The sequence below is a fragment of the Spirosoma sp. KNUC1025 genome (assembly GCF_045160025.1).
Lineage (GTDB): Bacteria > Bacteroidota > Bacteroidia > Cytophagales > Spirosomataceae > Spirosoma.
In genome coordinates this window covers 231,637-250,791 of sequence record NZ_CP087139.1, presented here as the reverse complement: position 1 = coordinate 250,791, position 19,155 = coordinate 231,637, and the positions used below count along the sequence as shown (strand labels likewise).

At 49.9% G+C, this 19,155-nt stretch carries 16 protein-coding genes; 12 read left to right on the top strand and 4 right to left on the bottom strand.

Annotated features, from left to right (window positions below; translation table 11 throughout):
* The first annotated feature begins 21 nt into the window (after positions 1–21).
* From nfi to LN737_RS01070, 3 genes are all read left to right on the top strand, one after another.
* Positions 22–711 (top strand): deoxyribonuclease V, encoded by a 690-nt coding sequence (gene nfi / locus LN737_RS01080; protein ID WP_405520267.1) that lies wholly within the window; start codon positions 22–24, stop codon positions 709–711.
* A gap of 66 nt (positions 712–777) precedes the next feature.
* Positions 778–1,017 (top strand): hypothetical protein, encoded by a 240-nt coding sequence (locus LN737_RS01075; protein ID WP_405515450.1) that lies wholly within the window; start codon positions 778–780, stop codon positions 1,015–1,017.
* Positions 1,017–1,385: a putative toxin-antitoxin system toxin component, PIN family gene (locus LN737_RS01070; RefSeq protein ID WP_405515448.1), complete on the top strand. Its 369-nt coding sequence runs from the start codon at positions 1,017–1,019 to the stop codon at positions 1,383–1,385. Before LN737_RS01075 ends, LN737_RS01070 begins: the two co-directional genes overlap by 1 nt.
* A 66-nt stretch (positions 1,386–1,451) precedes the next feature.
* Here the strand turns inward: LN737_RS01070 and cydB are convergent, their stop codons facing one another.
* Positions 1,452–2,486 carry a cytochrome d ubiquinol oxidase subunit II gene (gene cydB / locus LN737_RS01065; protein WP_405515446.1) on the bottom strand — a complete coding sequence of 345 codons (1,035 nt, stop codon included), beginning with the start codon at positions 2,484–2,486 and terminating at the stop codon, positions 1,452–1,454.
* A 74-nt stretch (positions 2,487–2,560) separates the two neighbouring features.
* Complete coding sequence (locus tag LN737_RS01060) at positions 2,561–3,943, bottom strand: cytochrome ubiquinol oxidase subunit I (RefSeq protein WP_405515444.1); 1,383 nt, start codon at positions 3,941–3,943, stop codon at positions 2,561–2,563.
* A gap of 217 nt (positions 3,944–4,160) precedes the next feature.
* On the opposite strand from LN737_RS01060, the gene LN737_RS01055 reads away from it, so the two are divergent.
* Complete coding sequence (locus LN737_RS01055) at positions 4,161–6,242, top strand: hypothetical protein (protein ID WP_405515442.1); 2,082 nt, start codon at positions 4,161–4,163, stop codon at positions 6,240–6,242.
* 16 nt (positions 6,243–6,258) lie between these two features.
* On the opposite strand, the gene LN737_RS01050 is transcribed toward LN737_RS01055, so the two are convergent.
* Positions 6,259–7,758: a T9SS type A sorting domain-containing protein gene (locus LN737_RS01050; RefSeq protein ID WP_405515440.1), complete on the bottom strand. Its 1,500-nt coding sequence runs from the start codon at positions 7,756–7,758 to the stop codon at positions 6,259–6,261.
* 233 nt (positions 7,759–7,991) lie between these two features.
* On the opposite strand from LN737_RS01050, the gene LN737_RS01045 reads away from it, so the two are divergent.
* The gene (locus LN737_RS01045; RefSeq protein ID WP_405515438.1) at positions 7,992–8,342 is read left to right on the top strand and encodes a winged helix-turn-helix domain-containing protein; all 351 of its coding nucleotides are present in this window, start codon (positions 7,992–7,994) and stop codon (positions 8,340–8,342) included.
* Between the two features lie 102 nt (positions 8,343–8,444).
* Here the strand turns inward: LN737_RS01045 and LN737_RS01040 are convergent, their stop codons facing one another.
* Positions 8,445–9,815: a sorbosone dehydrogenase family protein gene (locus tag LN737_RS01040; RefSeq protein WP_405515436.1), complete on the bottom strand. Its 1,371-nt coding sequence runs from the start codon at positions 9,813–9,815 to the stop codon at positions 8,445–8,447.
* 289 nt (positions 9,816–10,104) lie between these two features.
* On the opposite strand from LN737_RS01040, the gene LN737_RS01035 reads away from it, so the two are divergent.
* The 7 genes from LN737_RS01035 to LN737_RS01005 all read left to right on the top strand — a co-directional run bounded on the left by LN737_RS01035 (position 10,105) and on the right by LN737_RS01005 (position 19,149).
* Positions 10,105–11,811: a hypothetical protein gene (locus LN737_RS01035; protein ID WP_405515434.1), complete on the top strand. Its 1,707-nt coding sequence runs from the start codon at positions 10,105–10,107 to the stop codon at positions 11,809–11,811.
* A 2-nt stretch (positions 11,812–11,813) separates the two neighbouring features.
* Positions 11,814–12,152: a tRNA-binding protein gene (locus LN737_RS01030; RefSeq protein ID WP_405515432.1), complete on the top strand. Its 339-nt coding sequence runs from the start codon at positions 11,814–11,816 to the stop codon at positions 12,150–12,152.
* A gap of 35 nt (positions 12,153–12,187) precedes the next feature.
* A complete protein-coding gene (locus tag LN737_RS01025) occupies positions 12,188–14,209 on the top strand; it encodes a plastocyanin/azurin family copper-binding protein (protein ID WP_405515430.1) in 2,022 nt (673 codons plus the stop codon).
* A 225-nt stretch (positions 14,210–14,434) separates the two neighbouring features.
* A complete protein-coding gene (locus LN737_RS01020) occupies positions 14,435–15,001 on the top strand; it encodes a hypothetical protein (RefSeq protein WP_405515428.1) in 567 nt (188 codons plus the stop codon).
* Positions 15,002–15,085: 84 nt separating this feature from the next.
* Positions 15,086–16,480: a M20/M25/M40 family metallo-hydrolase gene (locus tag LN737_RS01015; protein WP_405515426.1), complete on the top strand. Its 1,395-nt coding sequence runs from the start codon at positions 15,086–15,088 to the stop codon at positions 16,478–16,480.
* A 29-nt stretch (positions 16,481–16,509) separates the two neighbouring features.
* Positions 16,510–18,507, top strand: coding sequence for a S9 family peptidase (locus LN737_RS01010; RefSeq protein ID WP_405515424.1), 1,998 nt, complete (start codon positions 16,510–16,512; stop codon positions 18,505–18,507).
* A gap of 168 nt (positions 18,508–18,675) precedes the next feature.
* Positions 18,676–19,149: a lipocalin family protein gene (locus LN737_RS01005; protein WP_405515422.1), complete on the top strand. Its 474-nt coding sequence runs from the start codon at positions 18,676–18,678 to the stop codon at positions 19,147–19,149.
* Positions 19,150–19,155 lie beyond the last annotated feature (6 nt).

Genomic DNA, 19,155 nt, shown 5'->3' with positions numbered 1-19,155 from the left:
ACAAATCAACTGGTTTGCCCGATGGCTCACTACCAACCCCTACACGACTGGGACGTAACACCCGCCGAAGCGGTAGCTTTACAACAGCAATTGCGTTCGCAGATACGTATCGAGCCGCTAACGAAACCCCCGAAAACCATTGCTGGCTGCGATATTTCGTTCAATAAGTTTGAAGAAACGGTCTATGCCGGAATTGTGGTGATACAACTTGATACGTTGGAAACCATCGAAGAAGCGGGCGTGGTCAGCACCGCGCCGTTTCCATATATTCCGGGTCTGCTTTCGTTTCGCGAAATTCCGTCACTGTTACAGGCTTGGCAAAAACTCAAAAGCGAACCCGACGTAGTGATGTTCGATGGGCACGGTACGGCGCACCCTCGCCGAATTGGGATTGCCTCTCACGCCGGACTTTTTCTGAATCGGCCGACCTTCGGATGTGGCAAATCGGTGCTGGTGGGTAAGTATGATGAACCCGCCCCCGAACGTGGGTCATGGTCGCCAATGCGGCACTACGGTGAAGTGATTGGAGCGGCATTACGTACCAAAAACAAAGTGAATCCGGTATACGTATCGCCGGGAAATTTGATTGATCTGGAAACGGCTATGGCACTTACACTCCAGTGCGACGGAGGATACCGCATTCCCGAACCCACCCGACGCGCACACAACCTCGTGAATGCACTACGCCGAGGTGAACGGCTGGCAGAATAGAAATGTTTGGAAAGATAAAATCAGTGGAAAGGGTTAATTTGTTATAGAACAGTTGAAGACATAGTTATGGAGCGGCATGTAGCAGCGCCAACAAGGTTAAATGACGTACAGTTGAGTCTGTTGCGTATGTTTAACCGACAGATGAGTTATGAAGAATCAGTTGAAATTCGGGATTTGTTAACCAGGCACTACACAGAGAAGCTTCTTGAAGAAGTGGATAAGGTAGTTGCTGACAAAAAAATTACGGATGATGATTATGAGCAGCTTCGTAATCAGCATCAGCGTACGCCTTATACTCCCGAATAATGTCTTTTAGTCAGCCGATCCGACCAACCGTAGCTATCGACACGAATGTTCTGCTTGCAACCATTAACCGTCGAAACTATGAATTCTTTATCTACACAGCGTTTGAGAACAAGCAGTTTGAGTGGGCAGTGAGTACTGATATTCTGGATGAATACGCCGAAAAACTCGCCGAATTTTATTCTCCCAACACCGCTAATTATGTGCTGGATATTCTCTGTATTGCTACGAATGTCATTTTTCTTGAACCCTATTATCGCTGGAATCTAATTGAAAATGACCCGGATGATAATAAGTTTTCAGATTTAGCCTTGTCAGCCAACGCCCATTATTTAATAACGTACGATAAGCACTTTGATCTCTTTCGCTGACGTTTCCTTCGTTACGAGTGATGAACCCCCTAGAATTTAAAAGCTTTCTTGCTGGATAAGCTCTCATTAATAACTGTGCTCTTCTAATTTCACTTTACCGCGAAACGTCCAGAACATAAATACGGTGTAGGTCGCCACCAGTGGCATACCGATAAAGGCAAATAAAAGCATCGTACGTAACGAACCGTCGGAGGATGCGGCTTCGTAAATACTGATGTGGCCTTTGGGGTCAACGCTGGACAGAACCAGATTCGGATACAATCCCATCGCAAATAAGATCAGCAGTACGGCCGTTGTAATGGCTGAGGAGATAAATCCACGTCGGTATTGCCGCTTTTCGATGCTCCGTCGAATATTCAGCACAATCAGGACAGCGGCAATAGGTAGCAGGAACAACTCTGGATAGTTTTTGAAAATAGCGGTCATGTGCGGTACGTAAATGAGCGTTGCCATCGACGTAGCAATAAAACAGAGGATGAAAAACTTACTGGTGTTGTTGGCAATAACGGTCAGCTTCGCATACAGCCGGTCTTCGGTTTTCATGAGCAGATACATGGCCCCGTGCATCATAAACAGCGACAGCACCGTAACGGCAATCAGACCGGCATAAGGGTTGAAAAAATCGCGCAGTCGCCCAACAAATTCATGATTTGCGTTGAGAGGAAGCCCCTGAATGAGATTGCCTAAAACCAGACCCAGCAGTAAGGAGATGGCCACACTCGACAAACAGTAGCTTACATCCCAGGTCGTTCGCCACCACTTCATTTTTTCCTTACTCCGAAATTCGATGGAAATGCCCCGGAAAATAATGGCGACCAGAAACAACATAAACGGCAGATAAAACACCGACAGGATAGTGCCATACACAAGCGGAAATGCGGCAAACAACGAACCCGCTCCAATGACAAGCCAGACTTCGTTGCCATCCCAAACCGGGCCGATCGCATTGAGCGCAATCCGACGGCTTTGTTCTTTCTGAAAAAACAGATGCAATGCCCCCGCTCCCAAGTCGAAGCCATCCAGAATGCCGTAGCCGCTAATCAACGCCCCAATCAATAAAAACCACCACGTAGGCAGGTCGATTCCTAATACAGTATCCATAATTGAATGTTGAATAATAGAGTGATTGAATTGTTGAATGATTGAATAAACCCCACGATCAATCATTCAACAATTCAATCATTCAATATTGGCGTGAGCGATGGGTTCATGCGTGACGAGGTTTCGCCATCGGAGGCAACGTTAGGGCCGTGCTGAATTTTTTTGTTAAGCAGGTAGAGAAACAGCCCGAAAAGCATGACATAAATCAGCGTGAACAGAATAAGCGAATACAATACGTGTTCGGCCTTAACAGCCTGCGAGAGCGCATCGGAGGTACGTAACAACCCATATACTACCCACGGCTGACGACCGACTTCGGCAGTGTACCAGCCAACTTGATTGCCGATTTGTGGCAGCAGTACCGAACCCACAAACACAGCCATTAGCCAGCGTGTCTGAAACAGTTTTCTTCGGTAGAGCAGGTACAAGCCAAGGAGCGTCAGGGCAATCAAGGTCATACCGATAGCGACCATGGTATGATACGTCTGAAAAACGAAATTGATCGCCGTTGGCCGGTTTTCGGGTTTGATGCTGTTCAGGCCGGGAATAGGCTTTTTGAAATCCTGGTGGACCAGAAAGGAAAGACCACCGGGAATTTTCAATCCTGTCGTTTTCTGCTCTTTCGCATTAACCCAACCCACCAGATACATATCAGCCGGAGCCGATTTCTCGAAATGGCCTTCCATTGCTGCTAGTTTGGCGGGCTGGTATTTCGTAACGACCTCCGCCGACTTATGGCCCGTAAACAATTGCGAAAGCGCCGAAATAGCCGCCACCCAAAGCGCAATCCGAAAAGCGGCTTCGGCATGAACCACGTACTTCTTTTTCAGAACGTACCATGCGCTCACACTCAAAACCAGAAACGACCCAGCCAGTAAGGCGCCAATCAATACGTGCGAATACCGCTCCACTGACGACGGGTTGAAGACCATCTGCCAGAAATCAGTTACGATGGCCCGCGCCTTCATGCCTTCGCCCTCAATGCGGTAACCGGAAGGCGTTTGCTGCCACGAGTTGGCCACCACAATCCAGAGGGCCGAAAAAATAGAGCCAAGTGCCACCAATACGGTTGCCATAAAATGCACCCTCGGACTTACCCGATTCCAGCCAAACAGCAGAATACCCAGAAACGCCGACTCCAGAGCGAAAGCAAAGATGCCTTCGGCGGCCAGAGCTGACCCAAAAATATCACCGACGTAGCGCGAATAGGTAGCCCAGTTCGTGCCAAACTCAAACTCCATAACGATGCCCGTAGCGACACCAATGCCAAAAATTAAGGCAAAAATATTTACCCAGAATCGGGTAAGTTCCTCGTAAACTTTGTCTTTTGTTTTTAGGTACAAGCCTTCCATAATCACCAGACACACACCCAGGCCAATGCTCAGGGGCGGGTAGATGTAGTGAAACGCGATGGTGAAAGCGAACTGAATCCGGGATAGCCATTCAACATTGTTCATAGCCAGCGTGATAGTGGGGACGAATCGCCTGAGTCGCAGACAAGCAATGCGATAAGGGGCGAAAAAGGCGGGAAAACTATCGTCCGAAAGGTACAACCGGAACAAATATGGCGGACGTAAAAGGAGCAGTTTTTTGCCGAAAAATTAATCATATTTTAGTCGCCGGTAAGCCGCAAACGCTTACATTCAAAAAATTAATGCCTCAATCCAATTCCTTGTGCAGCCCACTGACCATCAGCCTTTTTCGCATCAAGTCAGAAATTATGTCATCGCGTTTTACCAGACCCAGCGCAATGCGTTCGTCGTTATCATTACGTTGCTCATCGCCTTTTATGTACTGAATATTCCTGATCAGGCGGCCGACATGATCAACGCTGTTATCGACGATGGGGTGTTTAGCCGATTGTTTCAATACATACTACTCAGTACGTTTGTCTGGAGCTGGATTGTGTACGGCAGCACACGCATGATTCTGCATATCTCGCCGGTCGGGATCAGGCTAAATCACGAATCCCGCCTATTGTTACGCTGGTTGCCGAAGCTTGGCGGGGTAATTCCGGCGCTGATATTAGCTTATGCGTTCTGGGAACCTGCCCGCTGGCAGCCCTACATTCTCCTGCTGGAAAGCGGCCTTATGCTCTTCCTGTTTTTCTGGGTCGAACGTCGGGTTTCCGTATTTATCTTGCCCGAACACTGGCACTTTTCAGATCGATACACCAGTTTCAAACAGGATATTCGGGTGCTCTGGCGACATCCCCTCGGGCGGCTGGTCGTTACGTCCGGATTTGTACTAACTGCTTTCCTGATTGCTCTATTTAGTTTACCGCTAGAACTGGAAATTGCCCGCCGACTGCGGCCCACAGCCGTCATCATTTTTGGTATCTCAATGTATACGTTCTGGGGGAGCCTGGTCGTGTATTTCAATGATTACCGCTATCGGCCACTCGTTTTGCTGGTGTTTCTCTATATGTTCGTTATCAGCGCGTTTAACGATAACACTGCCGTTCGGCGGGCTAGTGAGACGTTGGTTCCGCCTATAGCAAAACGGCCTACGGTCGAAGCGCATCTTGCGCAGTGGGTTACGGCACGGCAGCGGGAAGAAGGTGATACGATTCCGCTGGTGCTGGTTGCGGCAGAAGGCGGAGGAATACGGGCCTTGAACTGGACCGCCGAAACGCTCATTCGACTCGATTCCATTATTCCGGGCTTTAGTCGGCATGTATACGCGCTGAGTGGGGTATCGGGTGGGGGCGTTGGAACCGTTTTTTATACGGCTTTTCTGCGTGATGTGGCCGAACTGGAGCGTACAAAGCGATTTGAGCAGTTTCGAAAAGTGACCCGCGATGATTATTTATCGACGGTTTCATCGGCCTTACTGTTTCCGGAAAGCATCCAACGGCTCATCCCTATACCTCTGCCTGGGCTCGAACGCGCCAAATGGCTGGAAGACTCCTGGGCAGGTTCATACCAAGCGGATTTAGGCCTGCCTACCCTCGATTCGTCGTTAACGCAATTGTACCAGACACGTAGTGGCTATAATTACAATCTCCCTTCTTTGTTGCTGAACGGTACCTTGGCGGAGTCGGGACAGAAAATCATTACGTCGAATTTGCAACTCGACCCCCGCTATTTCAAAAGTGTTATTTCTACGCTGGATATTCTTGGCGCGGATGTGCCCCTAAAAACGGCCGCATCGCTGTGCAGCCGCTTTCCGGTTGTTACCAATGGTGGGTTAATTCAGAAAGACACAATTTCGGGAAATGGCCGGAAGCAACAGTATGGTGGACACGTGGTAGACGGTGGGTATTTCGACAATTCGGGGGTTGAGACTTGCATTCAGTTGATGAACAATCTGGTGCCCTCAATCCGACGGCTTGATACGGCCGAGCACGTAACGATTATACCCTATATTCTCTTTATTCAGAACAGCAATACTATTGGTCGACTTCCGCATAAACGGTCGATTCTACAGGAAATTCAGATTCCGTTGCTGGCCTTTTTCAATGCCTGGGACAATGGCTCAACTACCCGCGATAACATGTTCAACTCCTTTATGGATCGGTTTGCCAATCCCAGGATCAACTACCTGACTATTCGATTAGCGTACAACGCCAAATACCCGCTGGGCTGGTTCATGTCCGATAGCGTGGCACACAGCATAAGCCAGCAGGCTAAAGATTCGATTAGTCTGAAAAATAAGGAATTAGTACGTCTTAAGAGCGTGTTCAGACGGCTGGGTGTCAAGCGGGTTCAACAAAAAAACCTCCCAGGCGGCTTGTCAGGCTACTCAAGAGGTTGAAACTTACTTCTCTCTGTTACTGGCCTACAATGACCTTAATAGTCTGGGACGGTAACAGATTGTCGCCTTTCACTGTCAGCCAATACATTCCGGCTGGCAACGGTGTCCCAACGTTTACCTTTAACGTTGTTGCATTTTCGGAGTGAACTGCAATGGGATGTGATACGCCACGGATGTCGCGTAGGTCGATAGATGCCGTGTTGGAACGGGTTGTAAAAATCCGAAACTCGCCGTATAGACTTGGGTTGGGATATACATAGACCAACTGCTCGATAGGCAGAATCGTTACGGCCACAGTCTTTGAGTAGGTAACCCGTTCATCGAAGTCGCGCTGCTTTAGCCGGTAATAATATGTTACACTTACCTTAACATCCTCGTCGTCAAACTGATAGCGATTTATGCTCTGTGGTTCCGTTGTAGCGGCCACAAACCCAATCGACTCCCAGGATTTCATAGTCTGACTGCGTTGAACATCAAACCCAAGGTTGGTACGTTCCCAACTGGTTGCCCAACTCAGAACAGCTTTGTTTTCGCGAGCGACTCCCGTGAACGACACTAGATGTACCGGCAATGGGTTAGCCTCCAGCGTAAACGTACAACCCGAAGCAGGGGGATCGACGAAGTTGAAGACCACTGTTGCGGCTGTTTTGGTCAAAATGGCTGTGTTTGAGCTAGGGAGGCAAATCTGGCCAAATCCAGTAGTAATGCTATTGCTTCCGCTGGCGTATGCTACGCCTATACCTACGAAACCCTCACTGGCCGATGAACTGTAATTATTGTCATATGCATTTGTCGAGGGGGCAGATGGCGAGGGTACATTACCGCTACTATTCTGCATCAATAAGGCGTCCCGGTGGCCCCAGCTAGAGCCGGCGTCCTGGTAAAGCCACGAAAAAATGGCTTGCTCTACGGCATGGACTGGGTTACTGGGTGGTGTCGATGAAGACGTATATAAACATTGCTTGTAAATATTTTCATCTCTTACTAAAAATTCATGGCAACTGCCTGCGAACGTCGGCGAAGCATCAATCCGATCTGTCGAGTTTTGCCCGACAATGGTATGGCTGAATACGCCAGTTGTCATCATATTCATTGCGTGCCCCTGCGAAATTACCGATAAATTGGTTTCTACACCTTCTAGAGGTAATCCAAGTACTGATCCTGACACTGGATAGGTAACACCCGCCCTGGCTTGTCGTTCAGCATTTACGAGATAAAGAGCTTGCTGTTGGGCCGAAATTGTCGAATAATTAGCCGGTAGGGTTAGGGTACCGAGCGTATTGGTTCCCAAACTCAATTGAACTTCTTCCTGCCTTCGGGCATAATTAAACGAGTTAGTGATTTGTGTCAGGTTTAAAAAATAAGGTGCTCCACTTGACGAGTTGGTATATGAAGCGCTGGAAGGCAGGCTAATATTACTGGTAAGGTTAGTTGGAGACTGAGCAACGGCTATGTTCATCATGAGAAAAAGCCCCACGCCAATTAACCCCAGGTGACTAGGGTAGTTTTTTGTCATATTAAGTACAGTACGGAAAATAAGGGAACTAACTAAAAAACTTGACTCGGCAATTGTGATTTTTTGAAGACGGGGCTAATAAATCAAAGTCACAGAATTTGGTTTATTAGCTATTCATACGAAGTGCATCACTCGCTGAGAATGTAGTTAAAGTAAGTGGGGCTGTAAAGCAAAGCACCTGAAATAAGTCTCAGAGTTGTATTTTAGCTGCCTAATCAATCCTGGTTTCAGGTATGAATAAACTCCGCATAAACGGCCGTATCTGGCTCGAAACAACCGCTGACAACGGTTCTGAGCGGTTTATGGGAATCGGTAGGCTGGAATTGCTCAGCCATATTCAACGTACCGGCTCCATCAATCAGGCGGCTAAAGCGATGAAAATGTCGTACAAACGGGCCTGGGATCTGGTTCATTCGATGAACATGCAGGCCGATCAGCCGCTAGTCGTCACGCAGACCGGGGGTGAAAAAGGTGGTGGAGCCCTCGTAACCGAAGAAGGCGAAAAATACCTCAATCACTACCGGGGTCTGCAAGAACGCTTCCAACAATTTCTGACCGACGAATCAGCCAATCTGCCTAATTAGTCATTGGACATGGGTTGATTGGTCATTGGAGATTAGTCATTGGTTAATTAGTCAGTGCCACAAATGACAACTGACTAATTAACCAATGACTAATCTCCAATCTTATTTCTTTGCCATATACTTTACCCGCCAAACTTTTCCTTTGACAGAGTCACTGATATACAGTGAGCCGTCGGGACCCTGGGCCAAGCCAACGGGCCGGGCTTTGGCGTCGCCGGGGCTGGCGAGGTCAAGCTTGCCTGCATTGGTGCTCGTTCCCGGTTGGCCCTGTTCAGCTACCCCAGCGAAATTTTCGGCAAATACTTCATACTTACCCGACGGGCGGCCATCCTTTCCAAAGGGGACGAAAGCAACAAAATAGCCACCCTGCTTCAGCGGAGCGCGGTTCCAGGAGCCATGGAAGCAGATAAACGCACCGTTTTTGTAGCGAGCCGGAAACTGATTGCCCGTATAGAATAATAAATCGTTGGGCGCCCAGTGGCCCGGGAAAGCCATAATTGGTTTATCTTTTCCAGCACAGCGGTCTACTTTAGTGCCGTCGCCACCGTATTCCGGCGCCAGAAACTTCTTATTTTCGTTATGATTAAAATAGCAGTAGGGCCAGCCAAAATCAGAGCCTTCTTTGACCATCAGAAATTCTTCGGAAGGTAGTTCGGCGCTCACTTCATCGGTAAATACGCCACCCCAGTTGTTAAGATTGTCGCGACCGTGCTGCATGGCATAAAGCGTATTGGTTGCCGTATTCCAGTCGAGCGCAACGGCGTTACGGATACCCGTAGCATAGCGTTTTCCGTCAGCTTTGTGCTGATTAAGCTTATTGGCGTCAAATTGCCAGATGCCACCATATTCTTCCAGGATAGGGCAGGGGTCCATGCCTTTAGAGCCTTTTTGCCGGTCTTTTTCCTGGCACGCATTCGATGGAGCCCCAAAATTGACAAACAACTTTCCGTCGGGAGAGATGGCCAGTGATTTGCTGGCGTGTTGCCGCTGTAAGGTTAACCCGGTAATGATCGGTTCGGCGGGGGTTGTTTCCATCACCTTTCCGTTGGTCAGTTTGTAGCGGTAAACGGACGTATCGGAAGAGGCATACAGGTAATCGTTGAAAATAGCCATGCCTGTGCCCGTGTTATTGCCAAACATAACCGTCTGGTCAGCACGACCATCGCCATTACTGTCGATCAACTCAACAATGCCCTTGCCGTCATTCAGTTTCTCCAGTTTGATGAAAACCGTCCCTGCTTTATCAACGACCACATGACGGGCTTTGCCAAGATTGTCGGCGAAAACTGTTGAGGTAAACCCACTGGTGAGTTTAATGTCGCTGGCATCCGCTGCATTAGCGGTTCGGCTGGAAACCGTGGCTGGCCGGGTTACAGGTAGTTTAGCCTTTACGGACCTGGTCGGTGGAACACTGGGTCGACCCGCCAGAATAACCGTTGAGGCTGCGGCAAGTAGTAAGAACGTTGGCTTCATAGTATAAGCTTATTTAGGTTGCAATACGTACTGATCAGGGATTTGTGAAACAGCCTGTTCATGAAAAAAGGTTTACCTAATACGCGGCAGTTACACAACACGTATTAGGAAGCATTCAGGTATAAAATCTACCCTACGGTGCTGATACAGCTTCAGCTTTGTAATTGATTTTTAATGATGAACACCATTTCGAAAAATACGGTAGGAATCTTAGTTATCAGGGCAATAAACCACTGACTTTGCGTTAACTTTGATGGACAAAACAGGAAGTGTTACTTTGACACGTATTATGAATAAATTCGTTACGTTGATTGCCCGGCAAACGACGGCTTTATTGCTGAGTTGGTTACTGCCGGTATCTCTTTACGCACAGAGCGATTTGCCCCCTGTACCGCTTTCGCAACTGACCCGGGCTTCGGGCTGGCAGTTAGCGGGTTCTGTATCGACCAATGCCGATGGATCATCGGTGCAATCCAAATCGGGTGATAACGTATTGGTAGGAACCAGCGAACCTCTCACCCTGCTGACACCAACCGCTGATTTTCGCACGCGTTTCGAAGTGCTGATGACATCGAATGCCGACGTAGTGCTGACCCTACCAACCGGTCAGCCGATCAGTCTGGCCCGTTCGCAGGAAATAGCCCGGCTGCTGAAAGCCCCTGGCCTATGGCAAACGATTGAGCTTTGGTACAAAACCAGTCGGGGTAATGAACCGGCGATACTTGAAAAACTCGCTGTCAACGGCATAACCGTTCGCGAAGGGCAGACTTTAAGCAACCCTAAATTAGGCCCGTTGACCATCGCCAGCAAAACCGGTACGGTTGCCGTTCGGAATCTTGGCTATCGGGTCATGACACCCCGTACCGTAGCGCAGTGGAGCGGCCCGTTGAGCTATACCATTGTAGAAGGCGGCTATATTCAGGACCCGAAAGAAGCGGCTCGCCGGAAAGTTCTGAAACAGGATACCACCAGTATGCTGAACTACGAAGTGTCGTACGGGCAACCTCGTCAGTATTCAATCCTGTTTTCGGGCAAGCTGAATACCTTGCAGGCTGGCGACTACCGCTTCGATCTCAATCAGGGCGGGGTTGCCGGATTATGGATCGATGGCAAAGACGTTATCGCGCTCAACCACCTGGAACTGGGGATACCTAATAGCGGTACGGCAACGTTGGCAGCTGGTCCCCACGACGTAAAGGTCTATTTTTCTCGCTCCTGGTTCCGACCCGGTCTGGGTCTCTTTGTGTCGCAGGCGGGTACGCGCCCGCAGGCTTTGCATGCACAGGCGTCTCTGCCCGAACCTGATCCCGTTGCCGTCGTGAGCGTAAATCCTGACTACAGCGACGTGCAGAACCAGGTGCAACGTATCCGTTCATTTGTGCAACTCCCCGGCGAAAAAACAAAACGTACCCACAGCCTGTCTGTCGGCTCGCCAGTTGGGATGCATTATACGGTTGACTTAAACCAGATGGCGCTGCTACAGGTTTGGAAGGGCGATTTCGCGAACGCAACCGAAATGTGGTACGAACGGGGTGAACCCCAGCTCCTTACGCCATTGGGTGCAACCATACTGTTGCCTGCACAAACGGCAATGATGGTGCTTACCAACGATGCAACGGCCTGGCCTGATAGCGTTGGCGAAAATATCCTGCAATACAAAGGATTGACGGTAGACAAGAAAGGAGTGCCAACAATCAGCTACATGCTGGCGGGCGCTACGGTCACCGACGCGATTCGCCCGGAAGGCAACGCATTGGTTCGGACGCTGACCCTGAATGGCTCCCCGAATGGTACGCCTTACTGCCGGGTAGCAGCCGGAATGTCGGTTGAAGAAGTTGGGAAAGGGTTGTACGCCATCAACGACCGTAGTTATTATGTTCGTTTCGATCCGAAAGCAAAGATTAAGATGCGTCAGAGCAATGGAAAGCAGGAACTTTTACTTCCTGTTGACGTGAAAAACGGGGCTGGCTCGGTGCAGTATTCAATTGTGTTTTAACGATGATTGATCCAATCACGTGGGCTGACTTTGAAAAGGTGGAGATACGTACCGGCACTGTTGTGGCGGCTGAAACATTTCCACAGGCTCGTAAACCCGCTTATAAATTGACTATTGACTTTGGCGAACTGGGCACGAAACGAACATCAGCTCAGCTTACCAAATTATATCAGCCTGATGAGCTGGTGGGAAAACAGGTGGTGGCTGTCGTGAATTTTCCACCCAAACAGATTGCGACGTTTATGAGTGAATGCCTGGTGCTGGGAGCCGTGGCCGACGATGGTACAGTGACCCTTCTCCAGACCGAACGCCCAACTCAAAACGGACAACGAATTGCTTGATCAAGGACTGTAAAATGTATAATGCACAACATAAAATGAGGACCTTAATTACCTCGCTGGCGCTTTCTTTCGCGCTTTCGCTCGTTCACTCGTTCGCTTATGCCCAACGTCCGGCCAGCGAAGAGGATTATTACCGCATCCTTACGTTACCTATTCCGGAAGAAATCAAGCTTGAGGTGGGCGGACTGGCTCCGCTACCCGATGGCCGATTGGCAGCCTGTACCCGCCGGGGCGACGTCTGGATCATTGGCAACCCCTACATGCAGGGCAGCCGCGTACCTACGTACAAAAAATTTGCGTCAGGACTGCACGAACCGCTGGGGCTGATGTGGCACCCGAAAGGCTTTTTTCTGTGTACACAACGGGGCGAAGTCACGAAACTGGTTGATACCGATGGCGACGACGTAGCGGATGAATACAGTTCATTCTACAAATGGCCGCTGTCGGGAAATTACCACGAATACAGCTATGGCCCATTGCTGTTGCCTGATGGCGATATGGTCATTACGCTCAACCTCGACTGGATTGGTTACGGGGCAAGCCTGGCCAAATGGCGCGGCTGGATGCTCAAATTGACAGAAAAAGGTGAAATGACGCCCTGGGCAACGGGCTTACGTTCGCCGGCGGGTTTCGGCATTCTGCGAGACGGTAGCATTCTCTATACCGAAAATCAGGGCGACTGGGTCGGATCGGGGCGGATGACGCATCTGCAAAAAGGTACGTTCGCCGGAAATCCGGCGGGACTGCGCTGGTCGGGCGAACCGGGCTCACCGCTGGCGCTGAAACCAGAAGACGTACCGAGTACGGGTAAGCCCATGTTTGAAGTGGCTAAAACGATCAAAAACCTGAAGGTTCCGGCCGTTTGGTTCCCGCATACGCTGATGGGTATTTCAACGTCCGATTTCAAACAGGACACCACGAAAGGGGCCTTTGGGCCATTTGCCGAGCAATTGTTTGTGGGCGACCAGGGGCACAGCAAAATCATGCGGGTGGCACTGGAGAAAGTAAACGGTGAATGGCAGGGCGCCTGCTTTCCTTTCCGTGAAGGTTTCGAATCAGGTATTATCCGTACCGTTTGGGGACAGGATGGCTCCATGTTTGTCGGTATGACCAGCCGGGGATGGGCCTCGACGGGTAAGGAATCGTACGGTATTCAGCGCCTTGTCTGGACCGGCAAAACACCCTTTGAAATGAAAACCATTACGTCCAAACCGGATGGCTTCGACGTAACGTTTACCCTGCCAGTTGATCGCAAAACAGCGGAGAACCCGGAAAGTTATAGCCTCAACAGCTTTACGTACCGTTACCACAAAACCTACGGCAGCCCTATTGAAGATGCCCGTCCTGTACCGATTCGTGGGGTAGTGGTTGCTCCCGACGGTATGAGCGCCCGCATTGTGGTCGATACGGTTTTGCGCGAAGGCTATATCCATGAAGTAAAAGCGGAGGGTGTCCGGTCGGCTTCGGGCAGTATGCCATTGCTGCACTCCGTTGGTTATTACACGCTCAATGCCATTGCACCGGGCGAAAAACTGACGTTGCCGGCGCGGGCCGTAGCGATGGCCAAGCATGAACACGCCGAGATGATGGCTACTGAGAAAAAAGCCTCGGCCACAGCGGCAAAAAGTATAAAAGCCGTTAGTGCCAAGCGCGTTGTAACGATGCCTGCCGACTGGACGAACGGGCCAGACCAGTCCATCACCATCGGCACCAAGCCGGGGCTAAAGTTCGACGTTGAGAAACTGGAAGTAAAAGCAGGTAGCCGAATCAAACTCGTTTTCAATAACAACGACGACATGCTGCACAACTGCGTCATCACCAAACCCGGTGCGGCAAATGCTGTTGGCGATGCGGCTCTGAAGCTGAACCTGAATGGGCCAAAAATGAACTACGTGCCAAACTCACCGAACGTACTGTATCATACCAACATTCTTCAGCCCGAAACCTCCGAAACGATCTATTTCCTGGCTCCATCCGAACCGGGCGATTATCAGTTCGTTTGTTCTTTCCCCGGCCACTCGTCGCTGATGCAGGGAACGCTAAAGGTGGTAAAGTAAGCAGAATCTGGCGTAGCTGCTCGCGTATAAACAGCGCGATGAATCCGGTTGGGAATGACCTCAGCCGGATTTTTCATTTCTTTCCTCGGCAGACTGATCACCTTGGCCCGACTCAATGATGAACGGTATAGAAACGTTTCTGAAAAATAACGATTTTGCACCCGATTCGTCAATCAAATGGATTTACGTACGTTATTAGGCCGACTCCCTATATTTCTAGCTATAATGTCTGCACATAAACTGAATGGAAAAAGCGTTCTGGGCGTATCAATCGCCTTGTTTTTGCTGATTCAATCCGTTGTCCATGCTCAGCGTCGCCGTGATGATGACGATACGTCGCATTACCGAACGGTGCCTATTCCGGCGCATCTGATGCCAATTGAGCGGGCCTATGGGTCGTCATCACTGGGAAGCGTTTATTTCTACGGCGGCAAGAAACTCTCATCGCCCTACTCGCTGGAAATTCCGTTTTTTGAATTGAATGACCCCGACGTATCGCACCATTTTCAGGCGTTTAAAACCCTGACTACCTTGAGTCGGCTGACGGCTCTGGTACCGCTGGCTTATATTCTATTACAGAATAACCGGTACAATAGTGGTGCCTACTGGACAGTTTACGGCGGCTCTATTGCGGCTTCACTGACCTTGTCGATAATCGGGAATAGTCAGGTTAGTAAGGCAGTCAATCGCTACAACCAGATGTTACGTCCCCCCCGGGTTGGCATTTCGGTTGAGCCGGTTTCGATCACCAATCAGTTTGCCACAGGAGCCGGTATTGCGTGGTCGTTCTGACGATTATACCACGAATGTGCGGGCACAGACCAGTCGGTTTGTGCTTTTTTGTTAGTTTCGCCTACTCAATCATCAACCAAACTCATGCGGCTAAAACAGGTACTTTTCTTCTTTTTTCTTTCGATTTTTCAGGCAAATGCGCAAACAGCTATTGTTAATCGCGATCCGCAGATTGCTGAGCTTATTGCGCAGGTTTCAGCCGACAGCCTGCGGGCGCATATCAATGGTCTTGTCAGTTTCGGTACGCGCCACACGCTGAGCGTACCCGCCGATGCCAATGCGCCGGTTGGTAAGAAAGGGCTTGGCGCTGCCCGTCAGTGGATTCTGGGGAAATTTCAGCAGTACGCCAAACAGTCCGGTGGGCGAATGACCGCGGCACTCGACACCTGGATACTGCAACCCGATGGCCGACGTGTTGATAAACCGGCCAATATGGGCAACGTAATGGCCACGCTGAAAGGAACCGACCCCAACGACAATCGGATTTTTATTGTACAGGGGCATATGGATAGCCGTGTCACGAACGTAATGAATCGGGAGTCGGACGCGCCGGGTGCGAACGACGATGGCTCCGGTACGGCTGCGGTTATCGAATTGTGCCGGGTAATGAGCAAATCGTCGTTTCCGGCTACGGTTGTGTTTGTGACGCTGACCGGCGAAGAGCAGGGCCTGCTGGGTGCCGAACACCTGTCGGAGCGGGCCGTGAAGGAAAACTGGAACGTAGAGGCCGTGTTGAACAACGACATCATGGGCAGCAACAATAGCAGTGATACCCGCATTATCGACAATACGCGTCTGCGGGTATTCAGCGAAGGGCTACCTTCCAGCTTGTTGAAAGACACCACCGGACGTATCGGACAGATTCAACGGTTTGGCAATGAGAACGACGGAAAAGCCCGGACGCTGGCGCGTTACCTGAAAGAAATTGGGGAACGTTACGTCGAAAATATGGAAGTCGTACTGGTGTATCGAAACGACCGTTATCTACGCGGTGGCGACCACACACCGTACGTTCAGCGGGGGTTTGCCGCCGTTCGGCTGACTGAAATGAACGAGAACTACGAACACCAGCACCAGGACTTACGGACTGAAAATGCCGGAACACCAGCCGCTATCGAATACGGCGACTATCCGAAATTCATGGATTTTGAGTATCTGCGAAAAAATACGGCGGTCAACCTCGCTACGTTGGCTAATCTGGCCAAATCACCAACCGTTCCGCAGAAAGTTACCGTCGATGTTCGAAACCTGACAAACTCAACGGTGCTCTACTGGCAGGCGCCACAGACTGGCAAAACGAAGGGCTATTACGTACTGATGCGTGAAACGTACTGGCCGTTCTGGCAGAAGAAATTCTTCACCACGAAATTAGGGATGACCTTACCTTACTCGAAAGATAATTATTACTTTGCTGTTCAGGCTGTTAGCGTAGACGGAAATGAGAGCCTGCCTGTACTGCCCGTTCCGAACTTGCGGTAGTTACCTTCATTCAACCAAAAACACGCATCATGAACAAGAAACAGCTACTGCTTGGCTTACTCTCGCTATCGGCATTTGCGAGTCTGGCTCAGACCCCCGTTAAAAAGCGGCCAATAACATCCAGAGATATGTATCGCCTGCAAACCATCAGCGATCCGCAGGTTTCGCCCGACGGAAAATGGGTTAGCTATGGGCTGTCGTCGGTCGATTCGACGAAAGACAAACGCCATTCAGACCTCTGGATGGTAAGCTGGGATGGTAAGGAAACGGTGCAGCTCACCAACGGCCCCGACAGCGAATCGAGAGCCCGGTTCAGTCCCGACGGCAAGTACATTTCGTTTGTGTCGTCGCGGCAGGGGGCTACCAAAACGCAAATCTGGTTGATGGATCGGCGGGGTGGTGAAGCCAAAAAACTGACGGAGCTAAAAACCGATCTGGAGGAGTACGTCTGGTCGCCGGATAGTAAAAAGATTGCGCTGGTACTTCGTGATCCCGATTATGCAGATTCGGCAAAAACCAAGATTCGGAAGCCGTATGTTCTTGATCGTTATCAGTTTAAAGCCGATGTAAAAGGCTATCTGGAAAAAAGTCCGGTTCATCTCTACGTTTATGATCTGGCAACGAAAAAAATAGATACGCTGACGACGGGTAACTATGACGAAACGTCGCCGGTCTGGTCGCCCGATGGGGCACAATTGGCCTTTGTCAGCAACCGGACCGAAGACCCCGACCGGAATCAGAATACCGATATTTACCTGATGGAAGCCCGGAAAGGAGCCAAAATGAAGCAGCTGACGACCTGGTCGGGCGCCGACAACAGTCCGGCCTGGAGTCCTGATGGCAAGCGAATTGCGTATCTGCGTTCAACGGCATCCGGGAATTTTCTGATGTATGATCAGCCAGTCTTGGCCGTGATGAGCCGGGAAGGTGGTGAGCCAACGCTGTTGTCGAAAACGCTGGACCGGCCGGTACGGAACCCAACCTGGGCGAAAGATGGTCAGACGCTGGCAGTTTCGATCCACGATGACCGGCAGGTGTACATTGGCCAATACACACTGGCGGATGGAAAATTGACCAAATTTCTGGCGGGTAACCGGGCCATCAGCAGCCTGGAGGCCGCTCCTGCCGGAAACTGGGTAGCCCTGGTCAGTGAACCTCAGCTTCCGGCCGAGCTTCACGCGATTGAGAACGGCACGCTACGTCGGTTGACGCACGTACACGACGATTTTCTGGCTCCGCTTGAACTGGCTACAGTGGAAGGATTTACCTCACGTAGCAAAGATGGCGCGCAGGTATCGAACATCCTGTATCGGCCTGCCAATACGCCCGCCAATAAAAAATTACCGACGGTTTTCTTTATTCACGGCGGGCCGGTGGCGCAGGATGAATACTCGTTCGATCTAACTCGTCAGTTGCTGGCAGCGGGTGGTTATGCCGTAGTGGCCGTCAATTACCGGGGCAGCAACGGGCGTGGCCTCGATTATACCAAAGCCATTTATGCCGACTGGGGTAACAAGGAAGTGCTGGACATCCTGGGCGCTGCAGATTACGTAGCAGAAAAAGGGATTGCCGACCCTGAGCGCCTGGGTATTGGCGGCTGGAGTTACGGCGGTATCCTGACCAACTATACCATTGCTACGGATACCCGGTTTAAGGCCGCTGCCAGTGGCGCCGGAAGTTCGCTGCAACTGTCGATGTATGGCGTCGATCAGTATACCAATCAGTACGAAACGGAGCTGGGAGCGCCCTGGAAAAACCCTGAAAAATGGCTGAAGCTATCGTATCCGTTCCTGAAAGCCGATCGCATCAAAACGCCGACGCTGTTTATGGCGGGTGAAAAGGATTTTAACGTACCGTCGTCGGGTAGTGAGCAGATGTTTCAGGCGTTACGTTCGCTGGGAATTCCAACGCAATTGATTATTTATCCGGGCCAATATCATGGTATTTCCGTGCCGAGCTATCAAAAAGATAGAATTGATCGGTACGTGCAATGGTTCGACAAGTACCTGAAACCTAAGAATCTGTAAGCATACCGAAACGTCCGTTCCAAAATAATTTGCCTCAACGACAATATGGGTGCATCAATAAGTTTGGGGTCGGCGTATAGAAAGTGATATCTAATTCGTTTTTTTTGTAGTTTACAGTCGTATTGTTCTGTTTTGTATTCTGATTTGACTCCATAAAATCAACTGCTTATGAAGCGTTATTTGTATTCTCTATGTTTTGTAGTGGCATTAATGGGCTTAAACGCCTGTTCTAAATCAAGCGATCCCGCACCAGATCCGTTAGTTGGTAGCTGGAAGCTTGACAGGATACGTACAAGTGGGATTCCAGCTCCATTCTCTACCGTATATCTTAATACGGATAACGATCCTACTCTTTTCAATTACCAGGATAGTTTCACCACAAAAACTGATAAAACATTTACAGGAACTGTACGCGCTAGCGGTCAGGTAATTGACTACAATGGAAACTGGGAATCTTCGGGTACGACGCTAACGTTAAAAGATTCCCAGGGAAATTCAGACAGCTATACACTGGATGCGACAAAAACGCCTAATCAGCTTCTTGGAGCAGTTGTTGCTGCAAGTGATTCTCTGACTAATCCGACTACTCAAAAGGATGAATTAGTGAGATACAATGTTCAGCTCATTTATGTTAAACAATAGTAGACC

Excerpts from the sequence above, each read along its gene's own strand:
- LN737_RS01050 (WP_405515440.1), bottom strand. The coding sequence starts at position 7,758 with ATGACAAAAAACTACCCTAGTCACCTGGGGTTAATTGGCGTGGGGCTT.
- LN737_RS01060 (WP_405515444.1), bottom strand. The coding sequence starts at position 3,943 with ATGAACAATGTTGAATGGCTATCCCGGATTCAGTTCGCTTTCACCATC.
- LN737_RS01045 (WP_405515438.1), top strand. The coding sequence starts at position 7,992 with ATGAATAAACTCCGCATAAACGGCCGTATCTGGCTCGAAACAACCGCT.
- LN737_RS01005 (WP_405515422.1), top strand. The coding sequence starts at position 18,676 with ATGAAGCGTTATTTGTATTCTCTATGTTTTGTAGTGGCATTAATGGGC.
- LN737_RS01010 (WP_405515424.1), top strand. The coding sequence starts at position 16,510 with ATGAACAAGAAACAGCTACTGCTTGGCTTACTCTCGCTATCGGCATTT.
- cydB (WP_405515446.1), bottom strand. The coding sequence starts at position 2,486 with ATGGATACTGTATTAGGAATCGACCTGCCTACGTGGTGGTTTTTATTG.
- LN737_RS01070 (WP_405515448.1), top strand. The coding sequence starts at position 1,017 with ATGTCTTTTAGTCAGCCGATCCGACCAACCGTAGCTATCGACACGAAT.
- LN737_RS01035 (WP_405515434.1), top strand. The coding sequence starts at position 10,105 with ATGAATAAATTCGTTACGTTGATTGCCCGGCAAACGACGGCTTTATTG.
- LN737_RS01030 (WP_405515432.1), top strand. The coding sequence starts at position 11,814 with ATGATTGATCCAATCACGTGGGCTGACTTTGAAAAGGTGGAGATACGT.
- LN737_RS01075 (WP_405515450.1), top strand. The coding sequence starts at position 778 with ATGGAGCGGCATGTAGCAGCGCCAACAAGGTTAAATGACGTACAGTTG.
- LN737_RS01040 (WP_405515436.1), bottom strand. The coding sequence starts at position 9,815 with ATGAAGCCAACGTTCTTACTACTTGCCGCAGCCTCAACGGTTATTCTG.
- LN737_RS01015 (WP_405515426.1), top strand. The coding sequence starts at position 15,086 with ATGCGGCTAAAACAGGTACTTTTCTTCTTTTTTCTTTCGATTTTTCAG.
- nfi (WP_405520267.1), top strand. The coding sequence starts at position 22 with ATGGCTCACTACCAACCCCTACACGACTGGGACGTAACACCCGCCGAA.
- LN737_RS01025 (WP_405515430.1), top strand. The coding sequence starts at position 12,188 with ATGAGGACCTTAATTACCTCGCTGGCGCTTTCTTTCGCGCTTTCGCTC.
- LN737_RS01020 (WP_405515428.1), top strand. The coding sequence starts at position 14,435 with ATGTCTGCACATAAACTGAATGGAAAAAGCGTTCTGGGCGTATCAATC.